At 72.7% G+C, this 23,176-nt stretch carries 19 protein-coding genes; 10 read left to right on the top strand and 9 right to left on the bottom strand.

Features of this window, described 5'->3' with window-relative positions:
• Positions 1-37 precede the first annotated feature (37 nt).
• Entirely contained in the window at positions 38-583 is a 546-nt protein-coding gene (locus ACIBQ1_RS39310) for a TetR/AcrR family transcriptional regulator (RefSeq protein ID WP_355370415.1), read from the top strand.
• On the opposite strand, the gene ACIBQ1_RS39305 is transcribed toward ACIBQ1_RS39310, so the two are convergent.
• The 5 genes from ACIBQ1_RS39305 to ACIBQ1_RS39285 all read right to left on the bottom strand — a co-directional run bounded on the left by ACIBQ1_RS39305 (position 521) and on the right by ACIBQ1_RS39285 (position 7,354).
• Positions 521-2,119 carry a wax ester/triacylglycerol synthase family O-acyltransferase gene (locus ACIBQ1_RS39305; protein WP_397285008.1) on the bottom strand — a complete coding sequence of 533 codons (1,599 nt, stop codon included), beginning with the start codon at positions 2,117-2,119 and terminating at the stop codon, positions 521-523. The genes ACIBQ1_RS39310 and ACIBQ1_RS39305 overlap by 63 nt on opposite strands.
• A 142-nt stretch (positions 2,120-2,261) precedes the next feature.
• Positions 2,262-3,308, bottom strand: a complete 1,047-nt coding sequence (locus ACIBQ1_RS39300; RefSeq protein WP_397285006.1) for a sulfite oxidase — start codon at positions 3,306-3,308, stop codon at positions 2,262-2,264.
• Between the two features lie 158 nt (positions 3,309-3,466).
• Positions 3,467-4,588 (bottom strand): serine hydrolase domain-containing protein, encoded by a 1,122-nt coding sequence (locus tag ACIBQ1_RS39295; protein WP_397285004.1) that lies wholly within the window; start codon positions 4,586-4,588, stop codon positions 3,467-3,469.
• 78 nt (positions 4,589-4,666) lie between these two features.
• Positions 4,667-6,346, bottom strand: coding sequence for a DNA polymerase/3'-5' exonuclease PolX (gene polX, locus ACIBQ1_RS39290; protein ID WP_397285002.1), 1,680 nt, complete (start codon positions 6,344-6,346; stop codon positions 4,667-4,669).
• A gap of 39 nt (positions 6,347-6,385) precedes the next feature.
• The gene (locus tag ACIBQ1_RS39285) at positions 6,386-7,354 is read right to left on the bottom strand and encodes an aldo/keto reductase (protein ID WP_397285000.1); all 969 of its coding nucleotides are present in this window, start codon (positions 7,352-7,354) and stop codon (positions 6,386-6,388) included.
• 244 nt (positions 7,355-7,598) lie between these two features.
• Between ACIBQ1_RS39285 and ACIBQ1_RS39280 the strand changes: the two genes are divergently transcribed.
• The 6 genes from ACIBQ1_RS39280 to ACIBQ1_RS39255 all read left to right on the top strand — a co-directional run bounded on the left by ACIBQ1_RS39280 (position 7,599) and on the right by ACIBQ1_RS39255 (position 17,020).
• Complete coding sequence (locus ACIBQ1_RS39280) at positions 7,599-8,696, top strand: sensor histidine kinase (protein WP_397284998.1); 1,098 nt, start codon at positions 7,599-7,601, stop codon at positions 8,694-8,696.
• A gap of 124 nt (positions 8,697-8,820) precedes the next feature.
• Positions 8,821-11,334 carry a class III lanthionine synthetase LanKC gene (lanKC, locus tag ACIBQ1_RS39275; protein WP_397284996.1) on the top strand — a complete coding sequence of 838 codons (2,514 nt, stop codon included), beginning with the start codon at positions 8,821-8,823 and terminating at the stop codon, positions 11,332-11,334.
• Between the two features lie 3 nt (positions 11,335-11,337).
• The gene (locus ACIBQ1_RS39270) at positions 11,338-11,469 is read left to right on the top strand and encodes a SapB/AmfS family lanthipeptide (RefSeq protein ID WP_090929771.1); all 132 of its coding nucleotides are present in this window, start codon (positions 11,338-11,340) and stop codon (positions 11,467-11,469) included.
• Positions 11,470-11,547: 78 nt separating this feature from the next.
• Entirely contained in the window at positions 11,548-13,209 is a 1,662-nt protein-coding gene (locus ACIBQ1_RS39265) for an ABC transporter ATP-binding protein (RefSeq protein WP_397284994.1), read from the top strand.
• Positions 13,206-15,014 carry an ATP-binding cassette domain-containing protein gene (locus tag ACIBQ1_RS39260; protein WP_397284992.1) on the top strand — a complete coding sequence of 603 codons (1,809 nt, stop codon included), beginning with the start codon at positions 13,206-13,208 and terminating at the stop codon, positions 15,012-15,014. Before ACIBQ1_RS39265 ends, ACIBQ1_RS39260 begins: the two co-directional genes overlap by 4 nt.
• Positions 15,011-17,020 carry a prolyl oligopeptidase family protein gene (locus ACIBQ1_RS39255; protein WP_397284990.1) on the top strand — a complete coding sequence of 670 codons (2,010 nt, stop codon included), beginning with the start codon at positions 15,011-15,013 and terminating at the stop codon, positions 17,018-17,020. Before ACIBQ1_RS39260 ends, ACIBQ1_RS39255 begins: the two co-directional genes overlap by 4 nt.
• Here ACIBQ1_RS39255 and ACIBQ1_RS39250 read toward each other — a convergent pair.
• Positions 17,006-17,614, bottom strand: a complete 609-nt coding sequence (locus ACIBQ1_RS39250; protein ID WP_397284988.1) for a DNA-binding response regulator — start codon at positions 17,612-17,614, stop codon at positions 17,006-17,008. The genes ACIBQ1_RS39255 and ACIBQ1_RS39250 overlap by 15 nt on opposite strands.
• 128 nt (positions 17,615-17,742) lie before the next feature.
• On the opposite strand from ACIBQ1_RS39250, the gene ACIBQ1_RS39245 reads away from it, so the two are divergent.
• The gene (locus ACIBQ1_RS39245) at positions 17,743-18,231 is read left to right on the top strand and encodes a carboxymuconolactone decarboxylase family protein (RefSeq protein ID WP_397284986.1); all 489 of its coding nucleotides are present in this window, start codon (positions 17,743-17,745) and stop codon (positions 18,229-18,231) included.
• Here the strand turns inward: ACIBQ1_RS39245 and ACIBQ1_RS39240 are convergent.
• Both ACIBQ1_RS39240 and ACIBQ1_RS39235 read right to left on the bottom strand, forming a co-directional pair.
• A complete protein-coding gene (locus tag ACIBQ1_RS39240) occupies positions 18,200-19,246 on the bottom strand; it encodes a zinc-dependent alcohol dehydrogenase family protein (protein WP_397284984.1) in 1,047 nt (348 codons plus the stop codon). The two genes, ACIBQ1_RS39245 and ACIBQ1_RS39240, sit on opposite strands and share 32 nt — an antisense overlap.
• 1 nt (position 19,247) lies before the next feature.
• Positions 19,248-19,517, bottom strand: a complete 270-nt coding sequence (locus ACIBQ1_RS39235; RefSeq protein ID WP_397284982.1) for a hypothetical protein — start codon at positions 19,515-19,517, stop codon at positions 19,248-19,250.
• 90 nt (positions 19,518-19,607) lie between these two features.
• On the opposite strand from ACIBQ1_RS39235, the gene ACIBQ1_RS39230 reads away from it, so the two are divergent.
• Positions 19,608-20,621, top strand: a complete 1,014-nt coding sequence (locus ACIBQ1_RS39230; protein WP_397284980.1) for a hypothetical protein — start codon at positions 19,608-19,610, stop codon at positions 20,619-20,621.
• An 18-nt stretch (positions 20,622-20,639) separates the two neighbouring features.
• Here ACIBQ1_RS39230 and ACIBQ1_RS39225 read toward each other — a convergent pair whose 3' ends face one another.
• Positions 20,640-21,356 (bottom strand): PaaX family transcriptional regulator C-terminal domain-containing protein, encoded by a 717-nt coding sequence (locus tag ACIBQ1_RS39225; RefSeq protein ID WP_397284977.1) that lies wholly within the window; start codon positions 21,354-21,356, stop codon positions 20,640-20,642.
• 31 nt (positions 21,357-21,387) lie between these two features.
• Between ACIBQ1_RS39225 and ACIBQ1_RS39220 the strand changes: the two genes are divergently transcribed.
• Complete coding sequence (locus ACIBQ1_RS39220) at positions 21,388-23,043, top strand: acyl-CoA dehydrogenase family protein (RefSeq protein WP_397284975.1); 1,656 nt, start codon at positions 21,388-21,390, stop codon at positions 23,041-23,043.
• Positions 23,044-23,176 lie beyond the last annotated feature (133 nt).

The raw sequence follows: 23,176 nt of genomic DNA, 5'->3' as shown, positions 1-23,176 counted from the left end.
TGGCGGTGAAGTCACGGCTGCCGCTATGGTGCGAGCTGTGGTGATCGGTGACGCGCGCACGCGCATCCTGGACGCGGCCGAGGAGCTGTTCGCGGGCGGCGGCTACGAGGCCACCCCGACCGCGGTGATCGCGCGGCTGGCGAAAGTGCCCAAAGGGCTGATCTTCCACTACTTCCCGCGCAAGATCGACGTCCTGGTGGCCCTGGTCGACGAGCGCACGCTGGTCGAGGAGGGGCGGGAGGTGGACGCCGTGCCGGGCGATCCGGCGCGGACGCTGTCCAAGCTCGCCCGCGGCCTCCCGCTGCGGGCCTCGCCGGCGATGCGGCGCATCCTGTTCAGGGAGGCCGACACGCACGGCTCCGTCAAGGAACGGCTCGGGCGGCTGAACGGCGAGCTGATCAGTCGTGCCAGGTTCGCGCTGGAGCTGGCGCTGCCCGGGGCGCGCGGCGACGCGGCCAGGCTGGAGGTGGCGGCGGCCACGTTCGCCGCCGTCCTGCTCTACCAGGAGAACCTCTGCCAGCTAACCGGTCACCAGATCGATCCCGACGCCGTCGCGGAACTCATCGCCCACTCGCTCGTCTAGCAACTCGTCGAGCGCCTTGCGCAGGTGGCTGACCAGCCCCCACACGTCGTCCATGCGCTCGGGGCAGGCCACGACGCCGAAGTCGAGCATGCCGTCGTACGAGAAGCAGGTGATGTTGAGGCCGCCGCTCATGTCGGTCAGCACGGACATCGGGTAGTACGACAGCACCCTGCCGCCGCACAGGTACAGCGGGAACTGCGGGCCCGGCACGTTGCTGATGATGAGGTTGACGGGCGGGCAGGCCAGGCCCGCCAGCCGGAAGATCGCCGGGGTGGCCAGGCTGGTGAGCGGGGCGGGCAGCACCGAGCACAGCTCGCTCAGCCACGTCGCCGGGGCCAGCGCGAACCGCCGCTTGGCCCGGCCCATGACGGCGCCGACGGCCTGGAGCCGCTCCCTGGGGTCGGGGACGTTCGTGGGCATGGGGGCGACCATGGCGGAGATCTGGTTGCCGACCCGCTCCTTGGCCGCGGCCGTACGGACCGCCACGGGGACGGCGACGATCAGCGGCGCCTCCGGCAGCGCGTCGCGCTCGCGCAGCCAGGACCGCAGTGCCGAGGTGCACAGGGCCATGACGACGTCGTTGACGCTCATGCCGTGGGCCTTGGCGACGTTCTTGACGTCCTTGAGCGACAGCGAGCCGAAAGAGAGGCGGCGGCGGGCACTGATCGGGCCGTTGAACGGGGTGCGGGGGACGGCGAGGCTGGGCAGCTCGGGGCGGTCGTGCCGGTCGCCGGAGACCATCCGCGCGGCCTTGGCGATCAGCCTGGCGCCCGGGAGGCCCGCCGCGAGCGGGATGGCGTCGAGGTCCTCGGCCGCCCTGACGACCGACTGGACGGCCCGCACGGGGTGGGTCGCCGTCCGCCTGGCCGCCCCGGCCAGCATCCCGGCCACGCTGGGGACGTCCTGTGCGGGCAGCCCGGGAATGCGCCGCGCCAGGGCCTGCGCGGGGCCGCCGTCCGAGGCATGGCCGCCGCCGTTCGCGAGATGGACGGCGGCGTTGGTCGTACGGCGGCGGGGGCGGTCGGCGTTCGCGGTCGGGATGCCCCGCCGCTTGAGGTGGCCGTCCGGGGTGAGGTCGAGCAGGGTGGCGAGCGTCTCCGCGCCCGAGACGCCGTCGATGGCCGCGTGGTGGACCTTGGTGTAGACGGCCACCCTCCCGTCCGCCAGCCCGTTGATCAGGTGCATCTCCCAGAGCGGGTGCGCCCGGTCCAGCCGCCGCGCGTGGATCTCCGCCACCGCGTCCGCGAGCTGCCAGTCGTCCCCCGGAGCCGGCAGCGTCAGCTCGAACAGGTGGTTGCCGAGGTCGAACTCGGGGTCCTCGGCCCAGTACGGATGGTCCAGCCCGAGCGGCACCTCGGCGAGGCGGAGGCTGAGCGCGGGCGACAGGTGGAGCCGTTCGAGGAGCAGCACCGCGAGCGCGCCCCGGTTGACCGCGCCGTCGGCCGAGTCGAGGATCGCCAGCCCGGCCACGTGCGCGGCCGTGGTCGCGGTCTCGACATTGAGGAACTGGGCGTCGAGTGCGGTCAGCTGGCGCATCTGCTCTCCTTTTCCCGTGATCTGTGCAGCATCACACGACGGGATTTCCGGAAGGTTTCCGCGAGAGTCTTTCAGATGAATTCAGGTGCGCCGCACCGGCTTTTAGCGAATGTCCAGCTCAGCCCCGGTCGGTGACAATTACCTATCCATTGACCACGTCAATGGGATGTCGCACGACCGCGTCGAAGTGGTACCCGAACGGGTGTCGCGGCGTGACCAGGGGTTGCGTGGCCCCGGTCTCGTCGGTGGCGCGCGCCATGAGCACGCGCGCCCCAGTGCGCCGGGGGGCCCATGAAATGTGCCATGGCAGCCATGCGCTGACCAGGTGCTGTCCGCGGTGTTCGGCCGGCCGCCAGCTCAGTCCGGCGTCGAAGCTGACCTCGACCCGGACGATCCGGCCCCGCCCGGACCATGACCGTCCGTGCACGATGTGCGGGCCGGAGACGGGCAGGCGCGCATTCCAGGTGAGTTCGAACGCGCTCTTCACCGGTTGCGCCGTGGCGTCCGGGTAAAAGACCGTGTTCCACGGCGTGAAAATCTGCGCCGGTGAAACTTCAATTTCACCCAGCCATTTGATCGACGCTATTCCCACCCATCCCGGCACCACCAGCCGCACCGGAAATCCATGGTCGGGCGGCAGCCGCTCGCCGTTCATTTCGTAGGCGACGAGCACGTCGTCCATGGCCTTGTCGATCGGCAGCGGCCTGCGTACGTGCCCGTAACCCTCGAACGGCGCATCCAGCCCCGTGGCCAGCACGTCCACCGCGCCCGGAAGCACCCCGACGGCCTTGAGCAGGTATCTCAGCGGCACCCCGCGCCACCGCGCGACGCCGATCGCCCCGAGCCCCCACTGTGTGCCGGGCGCGGCGTCGTGCTGCTGCGTGCCGTAGAAGCGCCGGCCGTTGCCGGCGCACTCGATCGCCAGGTCGAACGTGCGGGACGGCATGGCCCGCAGCTCGTCGTAGCCGAACTCGCGCGGATACCGCACGCTCGCCCCGTGCACCCGGAGCCGCCAGGTCGTGGCGTCGATGAGCGGTGTGGAGGTGTGGTTCCGCACGAAGAACCGATCGTTCGGAGTGTGGTATCCCTGCCCCGCCATGGCTTCCCAGCGCATCTCCGCGCTCGCGCCGTGCACCCTGAACAGGTGGTCGGGCAGCGGCTTCACGATTGTCGCCAGTGCTTGCTCCATGGACACCGCCTCCGTAAGAGCTATTTCCTACCTGGAAACCATTTAATCTCTTCAGGCCGTCCTGTGGCGCCCCCCTTGCCAAAATCTGTCCAACCGGTACGGGAACGTTCCAAAACTCCTTACCCCCAGCCTGCGCTCGCACAACCGGGGGCCCGGCCCTACTTTCCGGGGCAGAGGACGGCCTCCGCCGCCTGGTTGATGGCCCGGCTGATGGCGGCCGGGTCCTGATCGCTCGTCGTGGTGGACGTCGCGAACTGGATGCGCCCGTCGGTGGAGCTGAAGGTGACGGCGGTGAAGCCGGCGGTGCCGCCCGCGTTCGCCCGCAGCTCGGGGTCGCCTCCGCACAGGGGCGGCAGGGTCGGGGTGTTCTCGGGCGGGTCGGTGATCAGCTTCTGCAGGGCCGGCGGGAGCAGCTTGCCCTGGTAGAAGGCGCGATGGAACGTGCTCATGTCGCGGGCGGTGGAGATCACGCCGCCGGCGGCGTACCCGAAGCTGGCGTTGAGCCGGTGCATGTCGCGCACTGTGCCTTCGGCGTCGGTGCTGTAGCCGTGCCCGTGCGGGCCCTTGATGCCCTCCGGCGGCCTGACCGGCAGGTACGTACGGCTCATTCCGAGCGGCACGAAGAACCGGCGGGCGAACTCGGCGGCCAGCGAGCGGCCGGTCACCTTCTCGATGATCATGCCGAGCAGCATGTAGTTGGTGTTGGAGTAGAAGTACTTCTCGCCCGGCTCCCCGGTGCGCGGCCGGCTGCGGGACTTCTTCACCAGCTCCATCGGCGGGTAATAGGTGGTGAAGTCGTATATGTCGACAAGATCGGGGGTGAACCAGTTCGGGATGCCGGACATGTGCCGGATCAGCTGCCGTACCGTGATCTCGCCGGCCCGCTCCACGGCGTCCTGGCTCGCCACCTCCGGCAGGAGGTCGCTCAGCTTGTCCTCCAGCCCCAGCCTGCCCTCCTTGACCAGCTGGAGCACCACCGTGGCCGTCAGCCGCTTGGTCTGCGACCCGATCCGGTAGCGGGAGCCGGCGGGGACCCGCCCGCCCACGCCGTCGAGGAGCCGCGAACCCGCCGAGCCCCGGCCGACGCGCCTGCCGTCCACGTAGAGCTCCCCGATGGTCCCCACCACCCCGCCGGTCCGGGCGAGCGCGTCGAGGGCCCGCTGCACGTCCCCCGCCTCCGAGGTGGCGGCGGTCGCGGTCGCGGGCGGGGCGGCGAGTGCGGCGGTGGTGGCCAACGCCAGCACCGCGCAGGCCAGGCGTGCCTTTGTGGCGTGGTTCATGTGATGATCCCTTCGTTGCGTCCGGGATCATTTGTAGGGCGGCAGGCGTTTCCTGGCTGTTTCCGCCGGCGGCGCGGCTCAGCGCCCCAGGAAGGCCAGGAGCCGGTCCAGCGGCCAGGTGTTGATGACGTCGTCCGTGGTCAGCCAGGCCCGCTGCGCGAGCCCCACCCCGAACCGCTGGTTGGCCAGGTGCGGGATCGCGTGCGAGTCGCTGTCGATCGAGAACTTCACCCCGTGATGCCTGGCCAGCCGCACCAGGTCGGACGGCAGGTCGGACCGGTCGGGGAAGGAGTCGATCTCCATGGCGGTCCCGGTGCGGGCGGCCACCCGGAAGATCGCGTCCCAGTCGGCGTCCACCGACGGACGCTTGCCGATCTTGCGGGTCGTCGGGTGCCCGATGATGTCCACGTACGGGTTTTCGCAGGCGGCGATGAAGCGCCGGGTCATCTCCTCGCGCGATATCCCGAAATGCGAGTGCACCGAGGCCACGCACACGTCGAACCCGGCGAGCACCTCCCCGGGCCAGTCGACCGACCCGTCGGGCGCGATATTGAGCTCCGTGCCGTGCAGGATCCGCATGTCGGGATATTTCTGCTGCAGCGCGGCCACCTGCCCCCGCTGCTCCAGCGCCTTGTCCAGCGTCATCCGCTGCATCGCCAGGTCGGGGGCGTGGTCGGTGACCGCGTAGTAGGCGTAGCCGCGGGCGTGCCCGGCCGCCACCATGTCCTCCAGCGACGCGATGCCGTCCGTCAGGTCGGTGTGGGTGTGCAGGTCGCCCTTCAGGTCGCCCAGCTCCACCAGCTCCGGCAGCTCGCCCCGCAGGGCCGCCTTGACCTCGCCGCCGTCCTCGCGCATCGGCGGCGGCACGTACTGCATGCCGAGCGCGGCGTAGATGTCCTCCTCCTCGGCGGCGGCGATCACCCGCTCGCCCTCGAACAGCCCGTACTCGGAGAGCTTCCAGCCCTTCTTCACCGCCATCTCCCGGATGGCGACGTTGTGCTCCTTGGAGCCCGTGAAGTACTGCATCGCCGCGCCCCACGACTCGGCGGGCACCACCCGCAGGTCGACCTGGATGCCGGACGTGGTGCGGATCGAGGTCTTCTTGTCGCCCGCCGCGATGACCTCGGCGACATAGGGCTGGGCGCGGAAGCCGGACATGATGGACTCGGGCGCGACCGCGAGGATGTCGATGTCGCCGATCGTGTCCTTCATCCGCCGCAGCGACCCCGCGTACGCGATGCGCTCGGCCTCCAGCGAGGCCATCACCTGCTCGGCCAGCGACATGGCGACGCCCACGTGGACGCGGCGGCTCGACTGCTCCAGCTGCTCGATGCCCTTGAGCAGGTTTGCCAGGGTCTTGGGGCCGAGGCCCTTGACGCCGTCGAGGCGGCCGGAGGTGATCGCCTCGCGCAGGGCCACCGTGGAGTCGATGCCGAAGTCCTCGAACAGCATGATCGCCGTCTTGGGCCCCAGCGTCGGCACCCGCGTCAGCGCGCGCACGCCCTCGGGCACCCGGCCGCGCAGGTCATCGAGCTGCCGGAAGCTCCCGCGCTGCAGGAACTCCTCCATCTTCTTGGCGATGGCCTCGCCGACCCCGGGGACGCTGCGCACGTCGACCACCGAGATGTCCTCGGGGAACCCGGCGATGGCCTTGGCCGCCTTCTGGTAGCTCCGCACCCGGAAGGCGTCGCCGCCGCAGAGCGCGAACAACTCCGCGTATTCCTGCAGCGCCGACGCCGCCTCCTCATTTGCCCGCATGGCACAACCCTAAAGGTCGGCCCCGACAATCCAGGACGGTCAGAAGCGCACCTCACGGGGGCGGTACGGCTCGCCGAGGAAGGCCAGCTCCGACTCCGAGAGCGACACCGACACGGCCGCCACCGCGTCGTCGACGTGCCGGTCCTTCGTGGCCCCCACGATCGGCGCGGTCACGGCCGGCTGGTGGAGCAGCCAGGCCAGCGCCACCTGGGCGGACGGCAGGCCGCGCTCCCCGGCCACCTGCGCCACCCGGTCGAGGATCGCCTTGTCGTTCTCCGGGTCGTACAGGAAGTCGATGCGCCCGTCGGACCCCGTCCGCGCGGTCGTCGCGGACGAGCCGGCCCTGGCCAGCACGCCGCGCGCCAGCGGGCTCCACGGGATCACGCCCACGCCCTGGTCGGCGCAGAGCGGCAGCATCTCCCGCTCCTCCTCCCGGTAGAGGAGGTTGTAGTGGTTCTGCATCGAGACGAACTTCGTCCACCCGTTCCGCTCGGCCACGTGCTGCGCCTTCGAGAACTGCCAGGCCCACATGCTCGACGCGCCGATGTAGCGGGCCTTGCCCGCCTTGACCACGTCGTGCAGCGCCTCCATGGTCTCCTCGACGGGCGTCTCGTCGTCCCACCGGTGGATCTGGTAGAGGTCCACGTGGTCGGTGCCGAGCCGCCGGAGCGAGGCGTCGACGGCCGCGTGGATGTGCTTGCGCGACAGGCCCCGGTCGTTGGCGCCCCTGCCCATGGGGAAGTAGACCTTGGTGGCCAGCACGTAGTCCTCGCGGCGGGGGAAGATCGCGCGCAGCGCCTCGCCGGTCACGGTCTCGCTCGCGCCCTGGCTGTAGACGTCCGCCGTGTCGAAGAAGGTCACACCCGCGTCGGCCGCCCTGCGGATGATCGGCTCGGCCTCGTCGCGTGCCAGCGCCCATTCCTGCCTGGCGGGGTCGCCGTAGCTCATCATCCCCAGGCAGATCCTCGAGACCTTCAAACCTGTGTCGCCAAGTCGGGTGTAATCCATACGCCCACCATAGAGTCGGTCTTGCGGTGGTCCGGGCCCCGGGTGGGAGGAAACGGATCGGTCTGGTTAACCGGCGGCCCGACGGGAAGTCATGGGTGTCCAAAAGCGGCACCGACCTTTACAGGGACGAGCCCGATCGGGTCGATTAGGGAGACGCGGGACGACGGCGGGCGCGCTCGCGACACGGCCGGACCGGGCCATCCAACCGCATACCGGGGGTGAGGTGGGCACACACCGTGCACTCGTGTCGTGGGCACGTTCCAAACTGAAGAACCCCGGCCGGCTGGGAGCGCTCGGGCTGGCGGCGGCGATGGTCGGCGTGACGGTGCCGGTCCAGCTCGGGCTGGTGCGGTCGGGGACGGGGGTCGCCGGCGGGGTGACGCTGTTCGTCCTGCTGACGCTGCACGTCAAGTTCGTCATGGAGACCCCGGTACGCCGGGCGGGCGCGTGGTGGATCGTGGCCGTGCAGGCATGGCTGACGTACCTGCCGCTGACGGTGTTCGGGGCGGCGTGGACCCCGGTGTGCGCCCTGCTGTCGGGCGCGCTGCTGGTGACGGCGGGCCGGATCCGCTCGATCGTGCTGGTGGCGCTGGCGCTGGCCTGCGGCCCGGTGATGCTGGCCGCGCCGGAGCGGACGATGGTCGACCCCGCCTGGGCGCTCGCCGCCCCGCTGATCGGCGTCGTCGAGTACGCGCTGGCGACGCTGGCCAAGCGGGTCACCCGGCTGACCGCGGCGCGTACCGGGGTCATGCGCGAGGCCGTCGCCCTGGAGCGCCGCCGCTTCACCCGTGACCTGCACGACCTGGTCGGCCACCGGCTCACCGCCCTGGTGCTGAAGGCGCAGCTCCTGGAGCGGCTCGTGGCCGAGGGCGACAAGCGGGCGCACGGCGAGGCGTCCGAGACGCTGGAGCTGCTGCGCGGCCTGTCCGCCGACGTCCGGGCCGTCGCCCACGGCCTGCGCAGCTCCTCCCTGGCGGCGGAGCTGGGCTCCGCGCGCTCGCTCCTGGAGTCCGGACGGGTCCGCTGCCAGGTCAAGATGTCCTGCCGCGACCTCCCGGGCGATGTGGAGGAGGCGCTCACGCACGCCCTGCGCGAAGGCGTGACGAACGTCCTCAGGCACGCCGAGGCCCGCCAGTGCTCCATCCAGCTCCTCGAACGCGACCAGCTCGTCCGCCTGACGATCAGGAACGACGGGGTGCGCCCGCGGCGCCGCCCCGGAGACGCGGGGCAGGGCCTGCTGAACCTGGCCGAACGCGTCTCCGACCTCGGCGGCTGGCTGGAGGCCACGTCCTCCAGGACCGGGCAGTTCACCTTCAGCGCCTACGTCCCACGAAAGAAATAGCCAATTGTGAAAAACACACAAATGCAATTTCAATAACCATATTTTGGTGTTGTTATGTGTAACTAGACCGAATCGCCCCCCGGCGGCAATCTCTAAGGGACAACGCCTTGGAGGTCGGCGCCAGATGGACAAGTACGAGCTGTACTGCCTTGTGGACCCGTGTTTCTACGACTCGCTCGAACACGGCACGGCGGAAGACGCCGACTTTCCCCTTCTGCGCGAACCCATGCCCGCCGGCTGGTCGACCGCCCTGACCGACACCTGGTGCTATTTCGCCCCCGGCAACGAGCCGCCCCTGCCCGCCCAGGGCTGGAAGATCCACGTGTCCGCCCGCGTGGAGGACGCCGAGCAGGCCATCGCCGCCGTGTGGGACTACTGCGTGCCGCGCCGGATCGCGTTCAAGTTCCTGCGCGGCGCCCCCGTGCTCGTCATGGTCAACTCCAAGGCCGCCTCCCGGGCGTCCAGCGGCAAGCTGATCACCGTCTACCCGCGGGACGAGGACCAGCTGGAGCTCGTCCTGAAGGAGCTCGACGAGCTGCTGCGCGACGTCGAGGGCCCGTACATCCTCAGCGACCTGCGCTACGGCGCCGGCCCGCTGTTCGTCAGGTACGGCGGGTTCGCCGAGCGGCACTGCCTGTCCGGCTCGGGCGAGCGCGTGCTGGCCGTCGAGGACGGGGACGGGCGGCTGGTGCCCGACGTGCGCGGCGCGACGTTCTCGGTGCCGCCGTGGACCACGCTGCCCGGGTTCCTGGAGCCGCATCTGGCCGCGCGCAACGCCGTGACGACGGCCGGGCTGCCGTACCGGGTCGAGAGCGTGCTGCACTTCTCCAACGGCGGCGGCGTCTACCTCGCGCGGGACACGCGTACGGACGAGCGGGTCGTGCTCAAGGAGGCCCGGCCGCACGCCGGGCTCGACGCGGCCGGACGCGACGCCGTCACCCGGCTCCGGCACGAGCGCGACATCCTCCGGCGCCTGTCCGGCCTGCCCGCCGCGCCCGCGCTGCGCGACTACTTCACCCTGGGCGAGCACGACTTCCTCGTGCAGGAGTTCGTGGACGGGACGCCGCTCCAGCGGCGGCTCGTGCAGCGCTACCCGCTGACCCGCGCCGACCGCACCGAGCCGGACCTGGCCGACTACACGGCGTGGGCGGTCGAGACGCTGGAGAGCGTGGAGCGGGCCGTCGAGTCGCTGCACGAGCGCGGGGTGGTCTTCGGCGACCTGCACCCGGACAACATCCTGCTGACCGCCGACGGCCGGGTGGCGCTGATCGACTACGAGGTCGCCACCCTCACCGCGGACGGGGCCCGCGCCGCGCTGGCCCACCCCGCCTTCATCGCGCCCGCCGACCGCCACGGCGTGGACGTGGACCGGTACGCGCTGGCCTGTCTGCGGCTCGGCCTGTTCGCCCCGCAGTGCACGATCATGCTGCCGCTGCACCGGGCGAAGGCCGCCGACCTGGGGGAGATCGTCAAGGAGACGTTCCCCGTGCCGCCGGAGACGGTGGACGCGGCCGTCGCGACCATCGGCGCCGACGGCGACCCCGTGAATATGCCCGGCGCCTGGCCCGAACTGCGGGACGCGATGTGCCGGGCCATCGTGGCCAGCGCCACGCCCGCGCGCGACGACCGGCTGTTCCCCGGCGACGTGGCCCAGTTCCGGCCGGGCGGCGGGCTCAACCTGGCCCACGGCGCGGCCGGCGTGCTCTTCGCGCTGCACCGCGCCGGCCTCGGGCCGTTCCCCGAGTACGAGCGCTGGCTACGCGACCGCGCTCTCCGCCCCGTCCAGGGCTCCGGGCTCGGCCTGTACGACGGGCTGCACGGCATCGCGTACGTGCTCGGCCTCCTCGGGCACCACGAGCCCGCGCACGAACTGGTCGACGTCTGCCTGCGCGAGAAATGGGAGCGGCTGGAGTCGGCCCTGTTCTCCGGCCTGTCCGGCATCGGCCTGAACCTCCTCGGCTTCGGCCGCGCCGACCTCGCCCTGCGCGCCGCGGACATCTGCGCGGAGCGGCTCGCCGGACCCGTCCCCGAGCTCAGCGGCGGCTCCCATCCGAGGGCCGGGCTCATGTACGGCTCGTCGGGGCCCGCGCTGCTGTTCCTGCACGCGTACGAGCACACCGGGGACCGGGCCCTGCTCGACCTGGCGGCGACCGCGCTCCGGCAGGACCTGCGGCGCTGCCGCCACTCCGTGGACGGCTCCCTCCAGGTGAACCAGGGCTGGCGGCTGCTGCCGTACCTGGACGAGGGGTCGGCCGGGATCGCCCTCGTGCTGGAGCGCTATCTCGCGCACCAGCACGACGAGGAGCTCGCGACGGCGCTGGCCGAGCTGCGGCTGACCGGGCACGCCGGCTTCTTCGTCCAGTCGGGGCTGTTCACCGGGCGCGCGGGCCTGCTCGCGGCCGGCGCGGGCGACCCGCGCGAGCACGTCAAGGGCTTGAGATGGCACGCGCTGCCGTACGGCGGGGGGCTCGCGTTCCCCGGCGACCAGCTGCTGCGCCTCTCCATGGATTTCGCGACCGGAACGGCGGGCGTGCTCTTCGCCCTCGGCACGGCCCTGGGCGACCAGCCTGGCCACCTGCCGTTCCTGGCGGCCGCCCCCGAGCGGCCCGCCCCCGACGAGTCCCGGAAGGAGGTGTAACGAATGGTACTTCTCGACCTGCAGGGTCTCGAGGCCCCCGCGGCCGGCGATGTCGCCAGCGGTGGCAGCACGCTGACGGTTCTCTCGTGTCACTCAGGCAAGCCCAGCAACCTCAGTGTCGCACTTTGCCACTGATCCGCGATATCGGTCCCCGCGCCGTCCTGGACGGCGCGGGGATACCGACATCAAGCCGACGGCAAGGGGAGGCATCGGGTGCGAGCGGGAGACCGGCTGGTGATCGGCACGGTACGGCGCGGCGGCCCCTGGCCCGCCGTCCTGGCCGTCACGGCGGTCGTCGGCGCGGCCGGTGAGCTCGCGGTCCCGTACCTCGTCGGCCGCACCGTGGACACCTTCGTCCTGCGCCGGCCGGACGGCACCTTCTGGCTGATCCTCTGCGCCTGCGCCGTCGCCGCCGTCGTGCTGTGCGAGAGCCTCGGCGTCTGGGCCCGCGGCGCCTGCGGCGCGTTCGCCGCGGCCAGGCTGCGCCTCGGGGTCCTGCGCCACGTGCTCGGCGCCGGGCCGGCGGCCACCCGGCGTTTCCCCGAAGGCGAGCTGGTCACCCGGGCCGGGCTGAACGCCGAGGAGGCGGGCCGGGCCCCCGAGACGGTGACCGGCGCGCTCGCGCTGCTCGTGCCCACGGCAGGCGCGCTGGTCGCGCTCACACTCATCGCGCCCGTCCTGACGCTGACGCTCGGGGCGGGCATCGTGGCCATCCTGCTCGTGCTGCGTGCCTTCCTCCGCGCGACGACGGTGATCTCGGGCGGGTACCAGGAGGTGCAGGGCGACATCGCCGCCCGGCTCGTGGACGCCATGGAGGGGGCGCGCACGATCGCCGCGGCGGGGAGCGCCGCCCAGGAAGCGCGGCGCGTGCTGGAGCCGCTGCCCCGGCTGCGGGCCCACGGCATGTCGCTGTGGCGGGCCAACGCCGGGGCCGCGGTCCAGTCGGGGCTCGTGGTGCCGCTGCTGGAGGTCGCGGTGCTGATCGTCGGCGGGTTCATGCTCGCCTCCGGCCGCCTCACCGTCGGAGAGCTGTACGCCGCCGCCCGCTACGCCGTGCTCGGGGCTTCCCTCAGCACCTCCCTGGGCTTCGTCGGCGGGCTGGCCCGGGCACGGGCGGCCGCCGGACGGGTGGCCGAGGTCCTCGAACTCCCTCCTGTCACGCATGGCACGCGGACGCTCCCGGCCGGGCCGGGCACGGTCGAGTTCCGCGACGTGGCGGTGGACGGCCTGACCGTCGGGGACCTCACGCTTCCGGGAGGCTCGGTGACCGCCGTGGTCGGACGGTCCGGGTCGGGCAAGTCCCTGCTGGCCGCCCTGGCGGGCCGCCTGACCGACCCGGAGCGCGGCGCCGTCCTGCTCGACGGGGTCCCGCTGCCCGAACTGCCGAGGGAGGAACTGCGCAGCGCCATCGGGTACGCCTTCGAACGCCCGGTCCTGGTGGGCGAGACCGTGGGGGAGGCCATCACGACGGCCGCCGGGCCCTCCGCGGCCGAGGCGGCCGAGGCGGCGCGCGCGGACACGTTCATCCGGCGGCTGCCGCTCGGCTACGGCACACCCCTGCGCGAGGCCCCGATGTCCGGCGGCGAGCGGCAGCGGATCGGCCTGGCCAGGGCGTTCGCGCGGGGGGAGCGGCTGCTGGTGCTCGACGACGCCACCTCGAGCCTCGACACCGTGACGGAGCGCGAGGTCGGGCGGGCGCTCACCACCGGCCGGCGGGGCCGCACCCGGCTGATCGCGGCCCACCGGCTGGCCACGGCCGCCCGCGCCGACCAGGTCGTCTGGCTGGAGGGCGGGAGGGTGCGGGCCCGGGGGCCGCACCACGTGCTGTGGCAGGATCCGGCCTACCGGGCCGTCTTCCAGGGAGCGACGCCATGACGGCCCCCGGCCGACGGCGGCACGCGGCGCGGGCCAAGGACAGCGGCGGGCCGGGGCGGGTCGGTTTCTGGCGGGCGTTGGGGCGCGAGCCGCGGCGGCTGGCCAGGATCGGGTTCTGGTCCGTGCTGGAGGCGGCGCCCGCGTTCCTCATCGGGCACGCCGTCGCCCGGGCCATCGAGGACGGGTTCGCCAGGGCCGAGCCCGTGACCGGGCTGGCGTGGCTGGCCGCGCTCGGCGTCGCGTGGCTGGTCGGGGCGGTGGCCGCCCGGCAGGTCGTGCTGGGCGTCGCGGCGGTGGCGGAGCCGTTCAGGGACGACCTCCTGACGCACGTCGTCGAGGGGACCCTGAGCCGGGCCACGAGCCGCGACAGCGCCGCGGTGGCCCGGGCGACGCTCCAGGTCGAGCTGGCCAGGGACGCCTTCGCGGCCGTCGTCACTACCGTCAGGGGGTTCGTGTTCACGGTGGCCGGCGTGGTGCTGGGGCTGGTGACGCTGGCCCCGCAGACGCTCGCCCTCGTGCTCCCGCCGTTCGCCGCCGGGCTCGGGCTGTTCCTGGCCTCGCTGCCTGCCCTCGCACGCAGGCAGCGGGCGTTCCTGCTGGCCGACGAACGGCTGGCCGACGAGATGACGGCCATGGCGGGCGGGCTGCGCGACATCGAGGCGTGCGGCCTGCGCGAACTCGTGGCCGGGCGGCTGGAACGCCAGGTCGGCGCGCAGGCCGCCGCCGCCCGCGCGCTCGCCGGGGTGACCGCCGCCCGCACCGCGGCCCTGGCCGTGGGCGGCTGGCTGCCGGTCGTCCTCGTGCTGGCCGGCACCCCATGGCTGCTGGACGGCGGCCTCGGCCCCGGCGTGATCGCCGGCACGCTCGCGTACGTCACGCAGTCCCTGGCCCCCGCGCTCGGCGGCCTCGTGCAGGGGCTCGGCGTCAGCGGCATCCGGCTGGCCGCCACGCTCGGCCGCATCGCCGCCTCCGCCCCGCCCGCCGCGCCGCCCCGGCCAAGGATTCGTCCCGACGCCTGCGACGTACGGCTCGCCGCCGTCACCTTCGCGTACGGCCCGCACTCCGCCCCCGTCGTCGACCGCCTGGACCTCGCCATCCCCGAGGGCGACCACCTGGCGATCGTGGGCCCCAGCGGGGCCGGCAAGTCCACGCTGGCGGCCCTGGTCAGCGGCCTGCTCCGGCCCGGCACGGGCGAGGTCCTGGTCGGCGGCGTCCCCGCCGACGAGGTCGACCCCGCCGTCCGCGCGCTGATCCCCCAGGAGGCGTACGTCTTCCGCGGCACCCTTCTGGAGAACCTCACCGCACTCGGCGCAACCGCCGACGCCACCCCGCGAACGGCGGGTGACCCTGAGGCACCCCCGCGATGGGTGGCCGACGCCGCCCAGGGGGCGCGCTCCGAGCTCGTCGCGAGGCTGGACGAGGCCGTCGCGGCCGTCGGGGCGCGCGAGCTGGTCGACGAGCTGGGCGGTTACGGGGCCCGGCTCGACCCGGCGGCGCTGTCGGCCGGGCAGCGCCAGCTCATCGCGCTCGCCCGCGCCTACCTCACCCCCGCCCCCCTCGTCATCCTCGACGAGGCCACCTGCCACCTCGACCCCGCCGCCGAGGCCCGCGCGGAGACCGCGTTCGCGCGGCGCGGCGGCACGCTCGTCGTCGTCGCCCACCGCCTCACCTCCGCCCTGCGCGCCCGCCGCATCCTCCTCATGGACGGGACGCGGGTGACCATCGGCACCCACGACGAGCTGATCAGGACCTCTCCGCTCTACGCCGACCTGGCCGGCCACTGGCACCCGGAGCCCGTGTTATGAAATTTCTGGACAAATACCCGCACGCCGAACGCCTCCCCGGCAGCTCGACGCCGGGCGGGATCGACGACCCGTACCGCTGGCTCGAAGACCCCGACGCCCCCGCCACCAGGGCCTGGCTGGCGGAGCAGGACCGGCTGTGGCGCGACGGCGCCGCCCGCCTGCCCCACCGCGAGCGGTTCCGCGCCCGGCTCACCGAGCTCAGGGAGGCGGGCCTGGTCACCCCGCCGCTCTGGCGCGGCGAGCGGAGCTTCCACCTGCGCCAGACCACCTCCCAGGAGCACCCGGTCCTCTACTGCGGCGACCGCGTCGTCCTCGACCCCATGGAACTCGACCCCACAGGGCTCACGACGCTGGACGACTGGCAGCCCGACCTGGAAGGGCGCCTGCTGGCGTACCAGATCTCGCGCAGGGGCGACGAGAAGGCGGACCTGTACGTCAGGGACGTGGACACCGGGGCCGTCGTGGACGGGCCCGTCGGCGGCTGCCGCTACTCGGCGGTCGCCTGGCTGCCGGGCGGCGCGGCGTTCTACTACGTGCGCTTCCACGAGGGCGTCTACCTGCACAGGATCGGCGACGCGGCGGACGTACCCGTCTTCACGAGAGGGCCGGTCCGCTACGGCGTGCAGATCAGCGCCGACGGCCGCTGGCTGACGATCTCGGCGGGCGGCTCGCTCTGGCTCGCCGAGCCGGGCGGCCAGGGCGAGCTCGAGTCGGTCGCTCAGGGTGAGTCCGAACCGGGCGGCCTGAGCGAGCCCCGTCCCATACCCGGCGCTCTGGCGGCGGCGGTGGCCTGCGACGGTCGTCTCTACCTGGTCACCGACCGGGACGCGCCGCGGCGCAGGCTCTGCGTGGCCGACCCCGGGGTGCCCGGCGCGTGGCGGGAGCTGATCCCCGAGGACCCGGAGGCGGTGCTGGGCGCGTTCACCGTGCTCGACGGCGACAGGCTGCTCGTCGCCAGGACCCGGCACGCCGTGGCCGAGATCGCCGTGCACCACGCCCGCACGGGGGAGCGGCTGGGCTCCGTGCCGCTGCCCGGCAGCGGCACGGTCACCTCGCTGACCTCGCGCCCCGGCGGCGGCCCGGAGGCCTGGTTCGCCTACACCGACGCCGTCACGCCCCCCGAGGTCTGGCGCCACGACGTGCGCACCGGCGCCACCACCCTCTGGTCGGCCGCGCCGGGCCGCGTGAGCCGGCCCGACGTGCGCAGCCACCACATCGAGTACGCCTCCGCCGACGGCACCAGCGTCCGCATGGTCGTGGTGGCCGGCCCGCCGACGGGCGGCCCCCGCCCCACGATCCTCACCGGGTACGGCGGCTTCGGCATCCCCCTCCTGCCCGGCTACGCCGCCGACTCCCTGGCCTGGGTCGAGGCGGGCGGCGTGCTGGCCGTCGCCAACCTCAGGGGCGGCGGCGAGGAAGGCGAGCAGTGGCACAGGGACGGCATGCTGGAGCGCAAGCAGAACGTGTTCGACGACTTCGCCGCCGCCGCGGACAAGCTCATCGCCGACGGCTGGACGACCCCGGACCGGCTCGGCATCTGGGGCGAGTCGAACGGCGGGCTCCTCGTCGGCGCGGCCCTCACCCAGCGGCCCGGCCTGTTCGCGGCGGCGGTGTGCTCGGCGGGCCTGCTCGACATGGCCCGCTACCACCTCGGCGGCCTCGGCCCCTCCTGGACCGGTGAGTACGGCGACCCCGACGACCCCGAGCAGCTGGCGTGGCTGCTCGCCTACTCGCCCTACCACCACGTCAGGAAGGGTACGGACTACCCGCCGACGCTGTTCACGGTCTCGGCGGGCGACACGCGGGTCGACCCGATGCACGCGCGCAAGATGTGCGCCGCGCTGCAGTGGGCGGCGGGCGGAGACCGGCCGATCCTGCTCCGACACGAGCCGGACGTGGGCCACGGCGCGCGGGCGGCCGGCAGGTCGGTGGCCCTGGCGGCCGACGCCCTCGCCTTCCTGGCCGCGCACACGGGCCTGGATGTATGGGGCCTAGATCCAGCCTGACTCCCTGGCGATGCGGATGGCGTCGATCCTGCTGCGGGCGCCCAGCTTGGCCGACGTCTTGGACAGGTAGTTGCGCACCGTGCCCTCCGACAGGAACAGCGACGCGGCGATCTCCCCGATCGACGCCCCGTCCGCCGCGGCCCCGATGACGTCCAGCTCGCGCGGCGTCAGCGGCGCCTCGGCGGGCCGCATGGCCGCGATGGCCAGCTCCGAGTCGATGACCCGCTCTCCCTCGGCCACCCGCCGGATCCCGTCCGCCAGCCGGTCCGGCGGGGCGTCCTTGGCCATGAAGCCCCGTACGTGCACCTCGAGCGCCCGCTTGAGCAGGCCCGGCGTGCCCACGCCGGTCAGGATGAGCACCCCGCACTCGGGCAGCTTCGCGTGCAGCTCGCCGGCGGCGGTGAGCCCGTCCTTGCCGGGTAACGCGATGTCGATCACGGCGACGTCCGGCCGGGTCGCCCTGGCCGCGGCCAGGATGCGATCCCCCCTGGAGACCTCGGCCACGACCTCGATGTCTTCCTCATAAGCCAGCAGCGCCACGATCGCCCCGCGTACCAAGTTCATGTCCTCAGCGAGCAACGTTCGAATCACCATGCGTCCTTGCGGTCGGCCGGCTTGCAACGTCTGCGGGCTCCCTAATCCTGACTTATTGACCCCGATGTGAAAAGTCCTGCCAAATAACCGTCAGACCAAACCTGCGCTTTTGGGGAATGGTCAACGACATGGAACCACGCGTCCGCCCCCTCCCGCCCGAAGAATGGGACGATTTCACGAAGGCCAACCCGCACAACGTGTTCACCACGCTGGCCCGCCACCCCGCGCTCTACAAGGAGTGGCTGGGCTTCGGCGGCGTCCTGCTGGACGGCACGCTGCCCGCCCGCGACCGGGAGCTGGCCATCCTGCGCACCGCCTACCACACCGGCAGCGCCTACGTGTGGGCCCACCACGCCCGCCTGGGCAGCGAGGCCGGGCTCACCGACCTGGAGATCGCGTCGGTCAGCCACCCCGACGCCCTCTGGCCGGTCGAGGACCAGCTCGTGCTCCAGGTCGCCGACGACCTCCACTACGCAGGCGACCTGACCGACGCCACCTGGACGGCGCTCTGCGACCGCTACGACGAGCCGGACAGGATCGAGCTGGTCGTGCTCGTGGCCCACTACACGATGCTGGCGATCGTGCTCAGGACCCTCCGAGTGGAGATCGAGGAGTGATCATCGTGACGCCCGGCACCGAGCCGATCGAGGCCAGCGCCTTGCCGGCGTCGGCCAGCCCGATCGTGCGGGTGATGAGCTGGTCGGGGTGCAGGATCCCGGCCCTGATCATCTCCAGCATCGGCGGGTAGGCGTGCGCGGCCATGCCATGGCTGCCCAGCAGCCGCAGCTCGTGGCCGATCACGCGGGCCATCGGCACCGGCGTCGGCCCGCCCGGCAGCAGCCCCACCTGCACGTGGCGGCCCTTGCGGCGCAGGCTCTCGATGGAGGCGGCGCAGGTCTGCGGGCTGCCCAGCGCGTCGATCGACACGTGGGCGCCGCCCCTGGTCAGCTCCCTGACCTGGGCCGCCGCGTCACCGGCCGAACCGTTGACGAAGTGCGTGGCCCCGGCCTGCTCGGCCAGGTGCAGGGCGTCGGTGCTGATGTCCACGGCCACCACGCGGGCCCCGGCCGCCGTCGCGATCATCACGGCGGACAGGCCCACGCCGCCGCACCCGTGCACCGCCACCCACTCGCCCGGCCGCACCTCGCCGACCTGCGCCACGGCGCGGAACGCGGTGGCGAAGCGGCAGCCGAGCCCGGCCGCCGTGGCGTAGGCCATGTCCTCGGGGATCGCGATCAGGTTGACGTCGGCGTGGTCGATGGCCACGTACTCGGCGAACGAGCCCCAGTGGGTGAAGCCGGGCTGCGTCTGCCGCTCGCACACCTGCTGGTCGCCGGTGGCGCAGGACGGGCACGAGCCGCAGGCGCAGATGAACGGGACCGTCACGCGCGCCCCCGGCCGCCAGCCGCGCACGTCGGAGCCGACCGCCTCGACCACCCCCGCCAGCTCGTGGCCCGGCACGTGGGGCAGGACCTTGATGTCGGGGTCGTGCCCCTGCCAGCCGTGCCAGTCGGACCGGCACAGCCCCGTCGCCTCGACCCTGATCACCGCTCCGTGCACGGCAGGGGACGGGTCGGGCAGCTCGCGCACGTCGAGCTCACCACCGAAAATGTCAAACGCAACGGCTCGCATCTCATGAGCTTAGGGTCAGTTGCCGCAGGTCGCGCAAGGCCTGGTGGGAGGGCGAACCGGGTTCGGTGGTGTAGCGGACGAGGCGGAGATCGTCGCGGTCGGGCACGGGCATGACCTGGCAGATCGCGTCGATGGTGCCGACCACCGGGTGCGTGACCTGTTTGCGCTGCTCCCTGCGGATCTCGACCCCGTACCTGGCCCACAGCTCGGCGAAGTGCGGGCACTTGTACGGCGCTACCGCGAGCCTGCCCTCTCGGGACTTCCGGTGCATTTGTGGCCCTGAACGCAAACTTCCGTCGCACTCTTTCCGTCAAACTAGGTCAAGGGACGGCAAAGCGAGGGAGTTATGGCGGCAACGGGGATGGCACCGACGGACAAGGCGCCCTTCGCCTTGCGCCGGGAGACGGGCGACCTGGCCGAAGGGGCGGCCAAGCTGGCGGGGGAGATCGACAGCGTCGGCGTCGAGGCGGTGCTGGCGCAGGCCAACCGGCTCGCGGTGCGCAAGGGGGCGTCGAGCGCGCTCGGGGCGATGAGCCCGCGACCGCCCGAGTGGTACGCCTTCGACGACAAGGACCAGGACACGGTCGACTGGTACCCGCAGGGGCTGACCTGCTCCGACGAGTCGGGCTCCATCGGGGTGCCGGCGTTCCTGGCGACCTGGTACTTCAAGCCGGAGGCGGGCGAGCGGGGCATCAGGCTGTCCTTTCTCAGCCCCAAGACCCTGAAATATCAGCATGCGTTGCTGGTCGAGGCGAAGCCGGATGGCTCGTACGGGCCGATCAACATCCACGCGGGCGGCGTCGCGTGCGACGGCGACCTGGTCTACGTCGCCGACACCAAGAGAGGGCTGCGCGTCTTCGACCTGACGCGCGTGCTCGACCTGCGCACCGCCCAGAACGACCTGGGCGACCCCAAGCAGGTCGGGCGGCACGGCGGCAAGTTCCACGCGTTCGGCTACCGGTACGTGATGCCGCAGACCGACTTCTGGAAGATCGCGAAGCCGGGGCCGCTCTTCTCGTTCGTCTCGATCGACCGCAGCGGCGGCACGCCGCGGCTGGTCACCGGCGAGTACCGCGAGAACGACCCGGGCGGCTGGGTGGGCCGCTGGAGCCTGGGCCTGTCCGGCGGCGAGCCCGAGGACGCCTTCGTGATGGGACAGCCCAGGATCCAGGGCGCCATCTCGTGGGGCGGCAAGTGGTACCTGAGCCAGGCGGCCGGCGCCAACGCCAACGGCAAGCTGCTCGTCCACGCCGACGGCAAGCTGCAGACGCGGCAGCTCCCCGTCGGGCCCGAGGACCTGACGGTGCAGGGCGGCAAGCTGTGGAGCGTCACCGAGTTCAGGAACCGGCGGATCATCTTCGGCGTGCCCCTGTAGGGGACGCTGCAAGGCCGCTCAGTCCCGGAGGTGCCGGTAGAGCACCTCGCGGTAGTGGCGGTCGAAGTCGTCGTAGCGGGCCCGCAGCTCCGCGCCCGGCCAGCCGGCCGGCAGCAGCTCGTCCGGGAGCAGCGGGTCGGCCAGGAGGTGGCGCAGCACGGCGGCCGAGACCAGGAAGCCCTCGGCCAGCCCCCCGGCCCTTTCGAGAGACCGCTCCAGCCGGTGGGCCTCGGCCGCCCAGCCGTCCAGGTCCCACAGCAGGGCAGTGGGGTCGGCGTGCGGCCGGCCGTCGATCAGCGTGCACTGCGCCGTGACGGCCTCGGGCCACGCGCGCACCAGGTTGGCGGGCCGCATCCAGGTGCCCTCGCGCAGCTCGGCCAGGCGCAGCGCCGTCATCGTGGCCCGGAACGCGGCCCGGTCGGCGGGCGCGCGTCGCTCGGCGGTGACCACGGCCACCTCCCACGTGCCGTCCCACGGCCTGGTGTGCGGGTCGCGGCTCTCGTCCTGCCTGGCCTGGCGCTCGACCAGCCGCTCCGACAGCGTGTAGAAGCGGTCGTCCTGGAGCAGGTCGCCGGCCGCCACCATGCGTGACAGCGCCACCCGGACGGTGCCCTCGGCGATGCCGAAGAGCGCGCCGATGCGCACCAGATGCCGGGCCGGCAGCCGCGGCGGGTGGCTGCCCAGCAGCGCGCTCAGCACGGCCGATCTGGCGCTCAGATTGTTACGCTCTTCCATCGCGTGTCGAGTATATGTAACACTCGCGAGTATGGGGCGCTATCTCATCGAACCTTTCGACCGCAGCGACCGTTACGCCACCGAGCGCTACCAGGGCGCCGCCGGGCGCAACTGGTGGACCTGCGATCCCACGCTGCGCCTGCTCATGCGGCGCCGCCTGGGCGAGGGCTTCGCCTGGGCGGAGCCGCACCTTCACCGGCTGGGCGCGCTGATGGGCGGGCTCGTGGCCGAGTGCGCAGAGGAGACCGACCGCAACCCGCCGCGGCTGGAGAAGTACGACAAGTGGGGCAGGGACGTCAGCGAGGTCGTCATGCCGGCGTCGTTCCACGCGGCCCGGCGGGCGCTCATGGAGGACAACTTCACCTCGCCGTCCTTCGCCGCCGAGGCCCGCGCGCACGGGGCGAACCCGGCCGCGCTCGCCGCCGCCTGGACGTACCTGCTCGATCAGGCCGACATCGGGATGGGCTGCGCGCTCGGCACCGGCGGGGACATGGTGGTCTCCCTCGCCGAGAAGCACGCGCCCGAGGACGTACGCGATCGGGTACGGGAGATCTTCGCCAACGGCTACTACTCCGGCGAGGCCGCTCAGATGTTCACCGAGCGGACGGGCGGCTCGGACCTGGCCGCGCTGGAGGCCACGGCGGTGCCCGCCGGCGACGCGTGGCTGCTGACCGGCTTCAAGTGGTTCGCCTCCAACGCCAACGGATCCGCGTTCGTGGTGCTGGCCAGGCGCCCCGACGGGAACGTGGCGCCGTTCCTCGTGCTGCGGGAGCAGCGGGACGGTAGCCGCAACGGGCTGCGGATCAGGCGGCTCAAGGACAAGCTCGGCACCAGGTCGGTCGCGTCGGCGGAGATCGAGTTCACCGGCGCGGAGGCGTTTCCGCTCTTCGGAGAGGGCACCGGCTCCGGGCTCGGGACCATGATGAAGCTCACCAACGCCTCCAGGCTCGGCGTGGCCATGATGGGCGTCGGCGCGGCCAGGCGCGCGCTGGTGGAGTCGATCTGCTACGCCAGGGCGCGCGAGGCGTTCGGGCGGCCGCTCATCGACCAGCCGCTCATGCGCCGCAAGCTGGGCGAGCTGATCGTCGAGGTCGAGGCCGCCCAGGCGCTCGTCTTCGACGGCCTCGTGGGCCCCCGCCTGCGCCTCGCCCCCGCCCTGATCAAGCTGCGCGCCGCCCGCCTCGGGGTGACGGCGGCCAGCGACGCGATCGAGGTGCACGGCGGCAACGGCTACATCGAGCAGTGGCCGGTGGCCCGCCTCCTGCGCGACGCCCAGGTCAACCCCATCTGGGAGGGCGGCGACAACATCCTCTGCCTCGACGTGCGGCGGGCCATGGTGAAGGAGCAGGCCCACGTGCCCTTCCTCGACCGCCTGCGCGACCTGGCCACCTCCGACCTGGTGCAGGCCCGCATCGACGACCTCGCCAAGGCCGTCTCGGCGTGGGCCGCGCTGGAGCCCGCGGTGGCGGAGGAGCGGCTGTATCCGCTGGCGCAGTTCATGGCCGACGTGTACGCCGCCGCCCTGCTGGAGGACCAGGCCACCTGGGGGCTCGACGAGGGGCGCAAGGCGCTGGTCGCCCGGCTCTACGCCGAGGCCCACCTCGTGGACCACGGCCCGCTGCGCGGCATCGACGCCCCCGCCGCCGACCACTTCGAGGATCTCCTGACGGGAGCGGTCACCCTCTGACGAACCTGTGGTGGGGGGGGGGGGGCCCCCCCCCCCCCCCGCCCCCCCCGCGGCGGGGGGATAAAACAAAACGGGGGAGGAGTTGGGGGCCGGGGCGGGGGGGCCCCCCCCACACACGCGCCCCCCCCGCCCA

The organism is Nonomuraea sp. NPDC050153 (assembly GCF_044460125.1).
Lineage (GTDB): Bacteria > Actinomycetota > Actinomycetes > Streptosporangiales > Streptosporangiaceae > Nonomuraea.
The sequence above is the reverse complement of the archived record's forward strand: the minus strand, read 5'-3'. Positions and strand labels throughout refer to the sequence as shown.

Coding starts and splice junctions, on each gene's coding strand:
- ACIBQ1_RS39305 (WP_397285008.1), bottom strand. CDS start 2,119: ATGCGCCAGCTGACCGCACTCGACGCCCAGTTCCTCAATGTCGAGACC.
- ACIBQ1_RS39300 (WP_397285006.1), bottom strand. CDS start 3,308: ATGGAGCAAGCACTGGCGACAATCGTGAAGCCGCTGCCCGACCACCTG.
- ACIBQ1_RS39295 (WP_397285004.1), bottom strand. CDS start 4,588: ATGAACCACGCCACAAAGGCACGCCTGGCCTGCGCGGTGCTGGCGTTG.
- polX (WP_397285002.1), bottom strand. CDS start 6,346: ATGCGGGCAAATGAGGAGGCGGCGTCGGCGCTGCAGGAATACGCGGAG.
- ACIBQ1_RS39285 (WP_397285000.1), bottom strand. CDS start 7,354: ATGGATTACACCCGACTTGGCGACACAGGTTTGAAGGTCTCGAGGATC.
- lanKC (WP_397284996.1), top strand. CDS start 8,821: ATGGACAAGTACGAGCTGTACTGCCTTGTGGACCCGTGTTTCTACGAC.
- ACIBQ1_RS39270 (WP_090929771.1), top strand. CDS start 11,338: ATGGTACTTCTCGACCTGCAGGGTCTCGAGGCCCCCGCGGCCGGCGAT.
- ACIBQ1_RS39260 (WP_397284992.1), top strand. CDS start 13,206: ATGACGGCCCCCGGCCGACGGCGGCACGCGGCGCGGGCCAAGGACAGC.
- ACIBQ1_RS39255 (WP_397284990.1), top strand. CDS start 15,011: ATGAAATTTCTGGACAAATACCCGCACGCCGAACGCCTCCCCGGCAGC.
- ACIBQ1_RS39250 (WP_397284988.1), bottom strand. CDS start 17,614: ATGGTGATTCGAACGTTGCTCGCTGAGGACATGAACTTGGTACGCGGG.
- ACIBQ1_RS39245 (WP_397284986.1), top strand. CDS start 17,743: ATGGAACCACGCGTCCGCCCCCTCCCGCCCGAAGAATGGGACGATTTC.
- ACIBQ1_RS39240 (WP_397284984.1), bottom strand. CDS start 19,246: ATGCGAGCCGTTGCGTTTGACATTTTCGGTGGTGAGCTCGACGTGCGC.
- ACIBQ1_RS39235 (WP_397284982.1), bottom strand. CDS start 19,517: ATGCACCGGAAGTCCCGAGAGGGCAGGCTCGCGGTAGCGCCGTACAAG.
- ACIBQ1_RS39230 (WP_397284980.1), top strand. CDS start 19,608: ATGGCACCGACGGACAAGGCGCCCTTCGCCTTGCGCCGGGAGACGGGC.
- ACIBQ1_RS39225 (WP_397284977.1), bottom strand. CDS start 21,356: ATGGAAGAGCGTAACAATCTGAGCGCCAGATCGGCCGTGCTGAGCGCG.
- ACIBQ1_RS39220 (WP_397284975.1), top strand. CDS start 21,388: ATGGGGCGCTATCTCATCGAACCTTTCGACCGCAGCGACCGTTACGCC.